This is a genomic window from Streptomyces sp. DSM 120436 (assembly GCF_055778765.1).
The window spans coordinates 162,480-174,665 of sequence record NZ_JBSKBS010000002.1 but is presented as its reverse complement, the minus strand read 5'-3'; the positions used below and the strand labels follow the sequence as shown (position 1 = coordinate 174,665).

General features: G+C 70.8%; 9 protein-coding genes and 2 pseudogenes. 6 read left to right on the top strand and 5 right to left on the bottom strand.

Translation table 11 applies throughout. The features are described 5' to 3' along the window. Positions 1 to 51 precede the first annotated feature (51 nt). Both ACWH4W_RS22565 and ACWH4W_RS22560 read right to left on the bottom strand, forming a co-directional pair. Positions 52 to 1,017, bottom strand: a complete 966-nt coding sequence (locus ACWH4W_RS22565) for a LysR family transcriptional regulator (protein ID WP_473077676.1) — start codon at positions 1,015 to 1,017, stop codon at positions 52 to 54. Between the two features lie 1,045 nt (positions 1,018 to 2,062). Continuing rightward, positions 2,063 to 4,066: a flavin monoamine oxidase family protein gene (locus tag ACWH4W_RS22560; RefSeq protein WP_473077675.1), complete on the bottom strand. Its 2,004-nt coding sequence runs from the start codon at positions 4,064 to 4,066 to the stop codon at positions 2,063 to 2,065. 290 nt (positions 4,067 to 4,356) lie between these two features. Here ACWH4W_RS22560 and ACWH4W_RS22555 point away from each other — a divergent pair, with 290 nt between their 5' ends. The 5 genes and pseudogenes from ACWH4W_RS22555 (at position 4,357) to ACWH4W_RS22535 (ending at position 8,254) form a co-directional block, all read left to right on the top strand. Beyond that, on the top strand, positions 4,357 to 6,255 hold the full coding sequence (locus ACWH4W_RS22555; RefSeq protein ID WP_473077674.1) for a CASTOR/POLLUX-related putative ion channel: 1,899 nt from the start codon (positions 4,357 to 4,359) through the stop codon (positions 6,253 to 6,255). Between the two features lie 387 nt (positions 6,256 to 6,642). Then, on the top strand, positions 6,643 to 7,113 hold the full coding sequence (locus ACWH4W_RS22550) for a hypothetical protein (RefSeq protein ID WP_473077673.1): 471 nt from the start codon (positions 6,643 to 6,645) through the stop codon (positions 7,111 to 7,113). Continuing rightward, positions 7,110 to 7,400: a transcriptional regulator gene (locus tag ACWH4W_RS22545; protein WP_473077672.1), complete on the top strand. Its 291-nt coding sequence runs from the start codon at positions 7,110 to 7,112 to the stop codon at positions 7,398 to 7,400. Before ACWH4W_RS22550 ends, ACWH4W_RS22545 begins: the two co-directional genes overlap by 4 nt. A gap of 111 nt (positions 7,401 to 7,511) precedes the next feature. Continuing rightward, a pseudogene (locus ACWH4W_RS22540) lies at positions 7,512 to 7,662 on the top strand (IS5/IS1182 family transposase); the annotation flags it as partial. Positions 7,663 to 7,900: 238 nt separating this feature from the next. Beyond that, positions 7,901 to 8,254 carry a hypothetical protein gene (locus ACWH4W_RS22535; protein ID WP_473077671.1) on the top strand — a complete coding sequence of 118 codons (354 nt, stop codon included), beginning with the start codon at positions 7,901 to 7,903 and terminating at the stop codon, positions 8,252 to 8,254. Between the two features lie 112 nt (positions 8,255 to 8,366). Here ACWH4W_RS22535 and ACWH4W_RS22530 read toward each other — a convergent pair. Further along, positions 8,367 to 8,547, bottom strand: a pseudogene (locus tag ACWH4W_RS22530) (urease subunit gamma); the annotation flags it as partial. 633 nt (positions 8,548 to 9,180) lie between these two features. Between ACWH4W_RS22530 and ACWH4W_RS22525 the strand changes: the two are divergent. Further along, positions 9,181 to 9,318, top strand: coding sequence for a hypothetical protein (locus tag ACWH4W_RS22525; RefSeq protein WP_473077670.1), 138 nt, complete (start codon positions 9,181 to 9,183; stop codon positions 9,316 to 9,318). A 133-nt stretch (positions 9,319 to 9,451) separates the two neighbouring features. Here the strand turns inward: ACWH4W_RS22525 and ACWH4W_RS22520 are convergent, their stop codons facing one another. Further along, positions 9,452 to 10,825, bottom strand: a complete 1,374-nt coding sequence (locus ACWH4W_RS22520) for a hypothetical protein (protein WP_473077669.1) — start codon at positions 10,823 to 10,825, stop codon at positions 9,452 to 9,454. Positions 10,826 to 11,087: 262 nt separating this feature from the next. Further along, positions 11,088 to 12,077, bottom strand: coding sequence for a helix-turn-helix domain-containing protein (locus ACWH4W_RS22515; protein WP_473077668.1), 990 nt, complete (start codon positions 12,075 to 12,077; stop codon positions 11,088 to 11,090). Positions 12,078 to 12,186: the final 109 nt, after the last annotated feature.

Sequence of the window (12,186 nt, the reverse complement as noted above, 5' to 3'; positions counted from 1 at the left end):
AGGAAGGGCCGGCAGGTCCCCGTAAGACGTCGGTCGACCCTCTGCCCGGTGTTATGGAAGGGCCGGGGGCGCCGGGCTGCGGTGGGCCGACGACCAGGTGGTGTAGCTGTTGTTGCCCACCGCCACCCCGGCGTGCGCCATCCGGGCCCGGGCCAGCACGGTCGCGGCGGTACTGTCCCGCTGAGTCCCCGCGTGCCAGCCCAGCAGGTGTCGCCAGGTCAGAGGAGTCCCCACGAGCGGCCGGGTGACCACTCCCGGTGTGTCGGGGAAGGTGGCCCGGCACACCCCGACCGCCCGGCCCACCTGGACGAGGTGCACCAGGGCCGCGGTGTCCGTCTCGTACATCCGCCGGGGCGTGAACCCGGAGCGGACGCAGGCAGCGGTGAAGCAGTCGCCGAAGCAGCCGTCGCCGGGCACGCAGGCCCACTCCTCGCCGGCCAGCTCCGCCAGGTCCAACTCCGCGCGGCGGGCGAGCGGGTGACCGGCCGCGAGCATCACGAACACCGGGTCGACCGCGACCTCCCGCCACACCAGGTCCTCGGCGCCGGGCGGAGGAGCCGAACCGCAGGTCCCGGCGAGCGCGAAGTCCAGCCGCCCCTCGGCCAGCAACCCGGCCAGTTCACGCTCGGACCAGGAGGTGCAGGTGGTGACCCGGGCATCGGGTACCGCATCGGCCAGCCGGTCCACCAACGCGCCCAGCAGCGGACCGTGGGTACCGCCCAGCCGGAAGCAGGCGGTCGCACGCGGGGTGCGGGCGAACCGTGCCGCCTCCTGCTGCAGTTCGGTCACCGCGGGCAGCACGATACGGGTGCGTTCCAGGACGAGTTCACCGAGCGCCGTGACCCGTACCCCATGCCGCCCGCGCTCGAACAGCGTTCCGCCCAGGGCCCGTTCGATCCGCTTGAGCTGTGCGCTCAACGCGGGCTGCGCCAGACCCAGATCGGTCGCAGCCCTGGTGAGACTGCCCGCGTCCGCGATCGCCCTGATCGTCTTCAGATGCCGCAACTCCAGCTCCATGAGGGGAGCTTGCGGCGTGACGGGAGCGAGGGCAAGAGGTTGGTACGGACCAGAACCGGTGGTTGTCGGCCGTCGGCCGTCTCGGCCAGGATCAACAGGAAGGTGCGGCACCCGCGCCACGGGCCCCTTCTCAGGACCCGTCCGCCTGTGCGGGCTCCCGCTCGCGAAGGGGGTCCAGTCCGGGTGCCGAAGGGTGCGCGAGGACAGGAAGCGGGCCGACCCGGGGGCGGGGCCTGGACGGTCAGGAAGACGGCCGGCCGGTGAGGGCGGGCAGCGTCGTCGACCTTATGCGGCGATAGGTCACAAAACCGTTCACGGTCACCCCCGTCCAGATGACGGCGCTCACCAGAGGCCACCACAGATCCCATCCCTGTTCACCTCGGACGAGACTGCCGACCCAGCTGACCGCCCAGCCGATCGCGAGGAGAAGTGCCGGCCATCTGGCCCACCGCCAGATCCGCATGGTCCCCCGAGCACGGGCTTCCTGTGTGCTCTGCTCGTTCTGTCGGAGTCGTGTGCCATTCATGTCTACCCGTCTGCCCCCTCTCCGTCCCTCGCCCCCTGCTCCCTTGGGAGAGGGCCGAAAATGGCTGGTTCGTCACTTCATGGCTGTGGATCGTGTTCTTCGTTCCTGCTGTGCGGCTTGTGGCAGCACCTCCGGCTCCGGTTGGACACCTGCCGGAGGGCGACGTCGCAGCCCGGGCCGCCCTCGACGGTGTCCCTCCCGGGGCCGCCGCTGACCAGGTCGTCGCCGGGTTCGAGGTGTGCACAGTGATCGCCGGGTCCGAGCGGGACCGCGTCGCGGAAGCCGATCCGGCGGACCTCGGCACCGAGATCCACGGGGAGACCACGTGGAGGCCGCCGGCCCGTCCCGCGACGGCGGTGAAGACGATCGACCGGGTCACCCGGGCGGCGCCGGCGCGGGCCTTCGCCCGGCGCGAGTCCTGGCGCTTCATGCGTGGAAAGGCCTGGCCACGGCAGCCGGGAAGGCGGCCGCGCAGCCGGCGTCCCGAGGGGGGGACCCCGGCCGAGCGGACCGCGCGGTTCATGCGGTGTGGATCTCCCATGCGGTACGCACGGCGGACTCCACGGCTCCCTCGATCCACGCCGGTTTGACGGACGTGTGGTCCCCGGCGAAGTGCAACGGCCCTTCGCGTACGGGGATGGCGGGCAGCAGCTCCGTGTGCTGCCCGGGCAGGAGCACGGACGCCTCCCCGTAGGCGTAGGGGTCGCGCAGCCAGCTCTGCGTGCGGCCCGCGCCGGTGTAGAAGACCTCGATGCGCTGGCCGTAGACCTGCTGGAGACCGCACAGAGCGTGCGGGTACCGTGCGTCGTCGTCCAGGGAGTCCCAGCGCAGAGCGTCGTCCGCCCAGCTGTAGGAGGCCAGGACCACACCCCCCGCGCTGTCCGGAACCGGATGGGAGGGGTGGAACATGAAGCGGTTGGCGTTGTCCGACACCGAGCCGCCGCCCACGACGTCGACCGCCTCCGGCTGGTCGCGCGCGATCGAGCGGTTGGCGGCGTAGTGAGTGCGCTGAGCCGCCGTGATGTACCCGGCGGGCACGGAGGGGTGGGCGCCGAGCAGGCTGCCGTCCGTGGCGGCGCGACCGGTGCGGTAGGCGTCGTACAGACCCGGGTCGACGGTGCGGAGCTCCCGTTTCCAATCCGCCTCGTCGAACTCCCACCAGCGGCGGCTGAACTCGAGCAGCACCTTGGTCGCGCTGTCGTAGTGCAGTTCGCAGACCGCCCGGCGCTTGCCGTACGACAGGGGCGGGGCGATCTGCACGTGGCGCAGTCCGGAGAACGGCACCGTGACCACGGCGACGTCCGCGGTGAACTGCTCGCGTACGACGGGGCCGCCGCGGCCCTCCGACACGGTGTCGACCCACACGTGCGGACCCTTGCTCCGGACGTGCCCGGCGTCCGGCGAAGGGCGGTCGGGATGGTGGTACTGGATGCGCGTGACCCGGCGGTCGAACCGCACGTCCTTGCGCACGCGTTCCAGCAGGGCGTCCGGCAGTACGGCCGTGCCGCCCTCCAGCTCGTAGAAGGGTGTGTCGGGACTGATGAGGGAGGAGCCGATGAAACTGTGGATGAAGGACAGCGGGAGGCGGGAGGTGAGGTTCTCCAGCGTGCCGATCAGGTCGATGGTCCGTTCGTCGAGTCCGGCGTGCTCGGTGAGGAAGCGGAACATCGACCAGTCACCGAAACGCTGCACCACCCGGGCCCAGCCCCGCAGCCGCTCCGGGAGCGGCTTGTCGACCCGCTTGCCGTCGCGGCCGACGCGGCTGAACTCGTCGCGCACCGGGTCCAGCGCGGAGCGCAGGATGGCGGCGGCGGGGGTGTCCCAGTGGGCCCGGGGGACACCGAACGACCGGTTCACGCGCCGGGGCGCGCGGGCGTAGTCGGCGCGCCGCACGCGGATACCGTTGACATGGATCCAGGTGCGGTTGGCAGGACGCCCCTCGCCGTCGACGTCGACGTAGTGGAAACGCCGCTTCTTCAGGTCGAACTGGTCGATCAGCTCCATCACCAGGGGATGACTGCCCGGGATGCGCATCGCGCCCGCCTCGGCGTACTGGCGGGGATCGGCGAAGGGCTGCTCGGCGCGTTCGTGGCCGCCGCTCCGGAAGGTCTTGATGCGTCCGCCCGCCCGGTTGCCGTTGGCCTCCAGTACCGTCACCCGGTGGCCTGCCCGCTTCAACAGCCAGGCGGCCACCAGACCGGCCGGGCCGGCACCGATGACCAGGACGTTCTTGGGCCGTGTCCGTCGCTGAGCCGGTAGCCCCTTCCGGAGGACGCTCTGGTAACGCGGGACGAGGGGGCGGTCGTCGGAGTCCAGGACGAGCAGTGCGCGAGCGACGGCCAGGCACCGGTCGAAGTCGGTGTCACGGTTGTCGCCCGGTGCGGCCGGTGCGGCCGGTGCGGGCAGAGCCGCGGCGGCACCGCCGGTCAGGGCGGTGGCCACCGTGGCGGTACCGGCCACCGCCGCGAAACCTCTCCGGGAGAAACCGCCGTCCGGGCGCACCACCGTGTGATCTTCAGTCATGGCGGCCTTTGTACCGGCGGCCGTGACCGGGCGCCCGTCCTTCGCCCCGGTGGTGACCCGAAGGAGCTAAGCGGTGGCGAACCTTGACGTCACCACGGGTCCGCCGCCGTGGACGGCCCGGGAAACCCGATGGGATGAACGCTGCGCGAAGTCCGTCCGCCGCGGTGATCGCTCCCCCACACTGCGACGTGCGGATCCACATCCGTGCTCTCCGGCAGACCCGCGCGGCGCATCGCGCACGCGGCATCCACGTGGCCTTGCGAGAGCGTCAGGAGAGGGAGGGGGGAAGGGTGGGGCAGCGGCGCACTCCGTTCGGTGACAGGGCCCGTTACTGGTTCGACAGCACGCTGGCCCGCGGTGCCGCCGCTCTCGTCGGCTGGATGGCACTGCTGTGCCTGGCCGTCGTCGTCCCGGCCAGTGCGGTGCTGGTGTGGACCGACCCCGACGCGCCGGCGTCCCTGACGGACCGGCTGGCGGAGGTGTGGCGCCTCACCGGGGAGGCGCTACGGCTGGGCGGCGCGACGGGCACGCCGCTGCGGGTGGTGACGTCGGTGCTGCTCGCCCTGGTCACTCTGCTGTACGTCTCGACGCTCGTCGGTCTGATCACGACGGCGCTCACGGAGCGGCTCACCGCGTTGCGGCGGGGCCGTTCCACCGTGCTCGAACAGGGGCACGCCGTGGTCCTGGGATGGTCGGAGCAGGTCTTCACGGTGGTGAGCGAGCTGGTGGCCGCCAACGCCAACCAGCGACGGGCCGCGGTGGCGGTGCTGGCCGACCGGGACAAGACCCTCATGGAGGAGGCGCTGAGCACGAAGGTGGGCTCTGCCGGACGTACGCGGCTGATCTGCCGCAGCGGTCCCACCACCGACCCGGCCGTGCTCCCCCTGGTGAGCCCGGCCACGGCCGGTGTCGTGCTGATCCTGCCGCACGACGGGCCCGACGCCGATGCCGAGGTGGTCAAGACACTGCTGGCGCTCAGGGCGGCCCTGGCCGGGCGGAGGAACCGCCCGCCCGTCGTCGCCGCCGTCCGGGACGACCGGTACCGCCTGGCCGCCTGTCTCGCCGCAGGACCGGGCGGCGTCGTCCTGGAGAGTGACACCGTCACCGCCCGGCTGATCGTCCAGGCCGCCCGCCGCCCCGGGCTCTCCCTGGTGCACCAGGAACTCCTCGACTTCGCCGGTGACGAGTTCTACCTGATCACCGAGCCGGCCCTGGTCGGCCGCCCGTTCGGCGACGCTCTGCTGTCCTACCCGACGTCGAGTGTCGTCGGGATGGTACGAGGAGGCACCCCCCTGCTCAATCCGCCACCGAAGACGCCCATCGCTCCGGACGACCTGCTCGTCGTCATCGCCCGTGACGACGACACGGCCTGGCCGGGTGACTGTGCGGAATGGGTCGAGGAGACGGTGATGGCTTCCGGTCCTCCGGCGCCCACACGAGCGGAGCGGGTCCTTCTGCTGGGATGGAATCGCCGCGCACCGCTCATAATCGACCAGCTGCGACGCCGCGCGCGGTCCGGATCAGCCGTCGACGTGGTGGCGGACCAGGGTGAGGCGACGGCACGGCAGGTGAACGAGGCGGACGTGAACAGCGGTACCGGTCTGAGCCTGACACTGCACCACGGGGACGTCACCCGTCCTGAGACTCTGCGACGTCTGGACGTCCACTCCTACGACAGCGTGATCGTGCTCGGCCGGGACCCCGTCCCCGGGCAGTCGCCGGACGACCCCGACAACCGCACGCTCGTCACCCTCCTGCTGCTGCGCCAACTGGAGGAAACCACCGGGCGCGAGCTGCCGGTCGTCACCGAACTGATCGACGACCGCAACCGGACGCTGGCTCCCGTCGGTCCCGGAGCCGACGTGATCATCAGTGGCAAGCTGATCGGTCTGCTCATGGCCCAGATCTCCCAGAACCGGCACCTGGCAGCGGTGTTCGAGGAACTGTTCTCCGCAGACGGCGCCGGGGTCCGCATGCGGCCGGCCACCGACTACGTACTGCCCGGACACGAGACGTCATTCGCCACGGTAGTGGCCGCGGCGCGTCATCGCGGCGACTGTGCCATCGGCTACCGGAGCCACGACGAGTCGTCGACGGGTCCCGGTTACGGCGTGCGCATCAATCCCCCCAAACACGAGCGGCGCCGCTGGACGGCCGAGGACGAAGTGGTCGTCATCGGCAGGGACTGACGGACGGCTTCGGTGCACGGACGCTGTCGGGCATCCGAGCACCTTCGTGGGCGCTGCCCGCGCTGTGTCGCGCCACGCACGACGCCTTCGGCCGAACCGGCTCGACGACTGCGGTCTGCTCGCGATCGGAGGAGCGCAGCCCCTCGCGTTCGCGGACGGCGTCGATTTCGACGTCAACCTGCGGGAGTTGCGGGGCCAGGAACGACTTGACGTGTTCTGCGGCTCCCTCCGGGAGATCGGGCGGCCGGCTGGGCAAGCCGGTGTTGACGGACTCCGAGGGTGAGGTTCATGCGGCACGAGCGCTGCCGTCCGCGGGGATCCGGAGCTGCGCAGGGACGCGAGAACGTCACTTGCCACGGTGGCAAGTGATCTGTATTACTTTCCGTCATGGAAACCAACTCGGACAACTCCGGGCGCGTGACTCCGGATTCGGCCCGTTCGGCCCTGGACTCCCTCGCCGATTCCCGGGCCCGTGCGGCCACCCACGTCGCCGCCCCGTGGTGGTACCACGTGAGCCTGGGCGCCACGCTCGCGCTCGTCTTCCTCGCCATGAGCCTTCGGGTGGCCTCCTGGGCGGGCGCGGTACTCGTCCTCGTGGTGTTCGGCCTCGGATACGCGCTCCGGCGCGCGACGGGCGTCTCCTACGAGCGCTACACCTCCACGCCCGGCGCGATCAGGGTGTACGGCGGATACGTCCTGGCCCTCGTCCTGTTGGCCGCCGTCGGCATGTACCTGGAGTGGGGCGCGGGCGTGCACTGGGCCATCGCCGTGGCCGGCGGCGTCATCGGCGTGCTCACCGTGGCCGTGGAGTTCCGCCTCGACGCGATCGCCCGACGTGACATCCGGGCCGGGCGATGACGCGTGCCGTCTTCGACGAGGTGATCCACGCGCCGAACCGGCTGCAGATCTGCAGCATGCTCGCCGCCGTCGACAGCATGGAGTTCTCCGTCGTCCGCGAGGCGCTGGACGTCAGCGACTCGGTGCTGAGCAAACACGTCAAGGTTCTCCAGCTGGCGCACTACGTCTCGGTCGCGAAGGTTCACCGGCGCACCTGGCTCGCGCTCACTCCCCAAGGCCGGCAGGCCCTCGCCGGACACATCGCCGAACTCCGCCGCATCGTCGAGCAGGCGGAAGCCGGCCGCTGACCGCCCGGGCGTTCCGGCGCCGCGGAACGACGAACATGGATGGCCGATCCACCTTGAGCGGTGCCTGAGGGCTGTCCCGTAACTGCTGGTCACGGTTGAGATGATCTTGTCGTGTCCGGTGTGATCACGGCGTCGGGGCCGTCCTGGACAGCCCTTGTCCACCGGACTGAGCCCCTGCCGGTCCGGCAAGCTGATCACCGCTCTGCGGCGTGAGGGTGCGGACCCGGGGCACAGGGGCCGGCCCTGGAGCCCGCCGCTGCAGGTTCCAGTGTCTGATCTGGCGCGCATGAGCGAGGTCAGTCAGGCCCTCCGTCGGGAAGCGGGTGCGGTCGTCCCCGATTCCGACCGGAATCCGGGCGGCGAGCTGGATGCCGGGCCCGGGGGAGCCCAGCTGTCGGCGCACTCCGCTGAGCGCTCCGCCGAGTGCGGATGTGGTGTACCACTCGGTGCCGGTCGGGGCCGTGCCGAGGTTTCCCTCAGGGCCTGCCATGATCTCGTTCGTGGACGAGGCCATCGAGGTTCTTAGACGGGAGTTCGACGCAGAGGAAGGAAGCTTCCTGCTGCGCCTGCGCGGGGATCTGGTGTGGGACCGGGCTGCCTTCACCCGTCTTGAGAGGGCCATGCGGACGGTGTGCGAGCACTGCCAGGACGACGAGAAACTCGATCGGTGGCTCGCTGAGGGGTTCCATGAGGTCGCGACGTGGGTGCCGATGTGGACCTCACATGCGAACTTCCCCAGGCCGACTCCCGAGGCTTACTACAAGGACTGCCTGGAGCGGATCAGCGATCTGGCCGGCTGGTTCTTCCGGGGCTGGCACGTCTACTCGGAGGGATACCCGTGGCCCGACCTGTGAGGACACGGCAACGTCCGGTCAGGATGCGTCGCCCCGGTCCGCGGCCCGGAACCGCGGTTGTCGACCAGATCACTCCGTCACGGTCAGGCACTCGGCGAGCAGGTCGACGACGTCGTGCGGCCCGCGCCCCCTCGTGGACATGCGCCGTCAACAGCGCCATGACTTCGGGATAGTTCACCAGCAGACCGCGCTCACGCCGCCGGGCGATGTCGGCCGCCACGTGGACCGTTCAGACGCTCCTGCTCATGCGGGGTCAGATGTACGCCGCCCCCCGCTCCTGTTCGTCGCTCCATCCACGCGGCAGGCACCACAAGCGGAAGGAAGGTGCCGCCTGCCGTGTCTGCCGCAGACCGGTCCTGGAAGAGCGGAGAGCCCAGGGACAGGGAAAACGCCAGGTCAGACCTGATGGAGTGAGCCGGGAACACAGGGCGCGTACGGGGCGCAGCGCCCCGCCCGCCTCACGCTGCGAACGGCCGACGCGTCCGTGGATGCCAGCCCCGCCCCGCAGCGAGCAGCCCCGGGCCGGCTGTCGCAGGGCCTGAGTACGGACGAGGGCGGTGGTCCGGCACCTGCGGCGTCGTGCCAGCCAAGCAGCATCCACGTCCTGCGAGGTCGCCCGTGCGGGGGCCCCGGGCCACGCCGGCGCTGCCGGTGTCGCTCGGCCGGCCAACCGGTCACCGGCTGACAGCCGTACCGGCCTCCTGCTGTTGCTCCGAGAGTTCCTCGCCCAGCGGTGGTTCGCCGGACTCACAGAAGAAGCTCAAGCGCGGCGTCCACCGCTGCGTCCAGGCCCTCGAACACGACATCCGTTCCTGGATCGTCGGCTGGAACGACGACCCGAGACCGTTCGTCCGGGCGAGGAGCACCGGCGACATCATCGGCGAAGCAGCCACCTGCTGCCGACGAATCCCCGACTCAGGTCGCTGATGACTCCGATCGTGGCCCACCGGCGCCAACGCGTCGACGAGGAGGGGACCCTGCGGGATGCCACCCGCCTGCACATGGAACGCTTCGCCACCGCCGTCTCCCGGCTCGGCAGCGAATTCCCGGCGCGGGCGCGGTGATCACCACTCGGCGTCGCAGAAGGGACACCGATGTCCGACCGGCACGAAAAGACGCGTCCGGTCCCGGTTCCGCTGCGGGGAGCCGGGACCGGCGCCTTCCGGTGAACCGGTTCAGTTCACGGCGAAGAAGTAGTCATAGGGCGCCACCTGAAGGCCCGAGCTTGGTCGTCGCGTAGACCGTGAGGTCGTGCCAGCCATCCGTGGTCGGGGTCCAGTCGATGCTCGCGGTGCCATCGGTGTCCGCCGGGACCGTCACCTCCGGGTCACCGTTGTTGAAGGTGTACGTGTAGCTCACGACATCCTTCACCTTGGGCGTGAAGGTGAAGGTGCCCGGCACGCCGACGCCGCCGCCTGAGCCGTTCTCCGGATAGATGTCCGAGGAAACGGCGGGTGCGGTGTCGTAACTGACCCCCCACCACGCCTTGTCGCTGACCCAGCCGTTGGCACTCTTGCTGGCCACCCGGAGGCTCTCGCCGTAGGGACCGTCCAGCGTGAGTTCCACGGTCGCTGTGCCGTCCGATCGCGCCGTGACGTCGAAGGTCCTGTCGTTCTGACCGCCGACGGTCTCGACGGAGTAGCTCACGACAGGACTCTTCGCCTGCAGCTCGGGACCGGGACGGAGCGTGAACTCGGTCGGCTGACCGAACTCGGGTTCCGGGACCGCCGGTGAGATGCTGGGCGCCGTGGAGCTGACGTTGAAGTCGTACCGGGCGGTCTGTGACCCGTTGTAGGCGCGGTCCAGGCTGCGCACCCACAGCGTCATCGGACCAGAACCGGTCGGCGGCACCAGACTGAGTGTGGTCGAACCACCGAGCGTGTCAGCGCGTTTGAAGTATGTCGTGTCGGCGTACGGGTCGACGGGCTGCGGAATGCCGTACTCACCGATCTCCGTACCGATCGCCGGAAAGTCCTGCTGCCAGGAGAACACGAAGCCCTCGACGTCGGTGACGCCGTTCGCGCTCAGCGTGAACTCGACCGGCTCGCCGCCTTCGTTCCACGTCTCGGGAGCGTAGTTCGACGAGGTGATGGTGGGGGCATTCGCCGGCCTGCTGTTGTCGATGGTGACATAGCAGGGTGCCGACCAGTCCGAGACCGCGTTGCCGGCCACCGTCTGCGCCTGCCACGCGTAGCTCTGCCCGTCGGCGAGCGCGCCGGCCGGCAGAGTGGCGGGAGCCTCGAATCCGGGGATGGCGTGGTCGCGGGTGACCGTGGTGATCTCCGAGGGATCGTCCACCGGCCAGACCTGGTACCGCACGCTGACGCGGGAGCCTCCCGTGTCCTCCGGGACCCCGGGGATGCCTTCGACGACCAGACCTTCGCGGGCCCACCGGTACGATGGCCGGTCCGCGTCGGTCGAGCAGTGCCTGTACCCGTTGAACAGGTGAGTCGGTGGGGTGAGCGTCCCGTCGACCGCGTTCGCCGGGGTTGCTGCGCCGGCCAGTGTCAGGCCAAGGGCCCCTAAAGAGGCGAGAACCGTACGTGGTCCCGTGCCGAAGGACATGGTCAAGTGATCCCTCCCTCTGAACGCCCGCAACGGCGCCCCGATAGGCACAGATGTGCGAGCAGCGAGGAGATCATACTGGTCCGTCGCAGGTCAGCGCCCAGGAATTGACCAGCCGGGCGGTGGCCGCCGAGCCGACTGTCCGGACGGTGGTCCAGGAATGCTGCGAAAGGGGCCCGGACCCGGGCGGCGCACCGCCGGCGCCCCGCCGCGCGGGTCCCGGGCGGACTCCGGGACCTGTCGGCGGCGGCCGTCCGCTTCCCGTTCCTCAGAGCCCGGGATGCCTGTGGTGCCGCCCGCCGTCGTCGGGGCCGGTGCGGGTCCGGGAGCGGAAGGTACGGCGGTAGGCGTCCGGCGGCACACCGACCGTCCGGTTGAAGTGCCGGCGCAGCGTCGTGGCGGTGCCCATGCCGGTGGCCGCCGCGATGGTGTCGACGGTGTCGTCGGTGGTCTCCAGCAACTCCTGGGCGTGGCGGATCCGTTGGGTGAGCAGCCACTGCAGCGGAGTGGTGCCGGTCACCGCCTTGAAGTGGCGGCTCAGATTGCGCGAGCTCATCCGCGCCCGGCGGGCCAGGTCCTCCACGGTGAGCGGGCGGTCCAGCCGCTGGACCGCCCAGGGGAGGAGCTCGGCGAGCGGATGGTTGCCCGGGGCGGGGACCGGGGTGGTGACGAACTGGGCCTGGCCGCCGTCCCGGTGCGGCGGCACCACCAGACGGCGGGCGAGCGTGTTGGCGACCGACGAGCCGTGGTCGAGACGGACCAGGTGCAGGCACAGGTCCATGGCGGCGGCCTTGCCGGCGGAGGTGAGCACGCTGCCGTCGTCCACGTAGAGCACGTCCGGGTCCACCGTCACCCGGGGGTGGCGCTCGGCCAGCTCGCGGGTGTGCGCCCAGTGCGTGGTCGCACGCCTGCCGTCCAGCAGACCGGCGGCGGCCAGCACGAAGGCGCCCGTGCAGAGGGAGGCCACGCGTGCGCCCGCCTCGTGGGCCGCGCGCACCGCGTCGATCAGCTCGTCCGGCGGATCCTGGTCGATGTCGGCCCAGCCCGGAACGATCACGGTGTCGGCGCCCGGGAGGCGGTCGAGTCCGTGGTCGGGCTCCAGCCGGAAGCGGCCGGCCCGCACGGCGCCCGGACCGCAGAGCGAGAGGCGGTACCAGGGCTTCGGCACGCCGGCCGGTCCGGCTCCGAAGACCTCGCACGCCAGGGCCAGTTCGAAGTGCAGCATGCCGTCGGTGACGGCCAGCGCGACAGTAGCCATGTCCGGAACTGTACGGGGTGTGTCGTTCCGGACAGTCGTGCTCGGGTGACGGTCCTCGCCAGGATGTACCTGACAGATCGCAGCGGATCGTTCGAGTGCGGGGGAGGAC

Coding starts and splice junctions, on each gene's coding strand:
- ACWH4W_RS22565 (WP_473077676.1), bottom strand. CDS start 1,017: ATGGAGCTGGAGTTGCGGCATCTGAAGACGATCAGGGCGATCGCGGAC.
- ACWH4W_RS22560 (WP_473077675.1), bottom strand. CDS start 4,066: ATGACTGAAGATCACACGGTGGTGCGCCCGGACGGCGGTTTCTCCCGG.
- ACWH4W_RS22550 (WP_473077673.1), top strand. CDS start 6,643: ATGGAAACCAACTCGGACAACTCCGGGCGCGTGACTCCGGATTCGGCC.
- ACWH4W_RS22545 (WP_473077672.1), top strand. CDS start 7,110: ATGACGCGTGCCGTCTTCGACGAGGTGATCCACGCGCCGAACCGGCTG.
- ACWH4W_RS22525 (WP_473077670.1), top strand. CDS start 9,181: ATGACTCCGATCGTGGCCCACCGGCGCCAACGCGTCGACGAGGAGGGG.
- ACWH4W_RS22515 (WP_473077668.1), bottom strand. CDS start 12,077: ATGGCTACTGTCGCGCTGGCCGTCACCGACGGCATGCTGCACTTCGAA.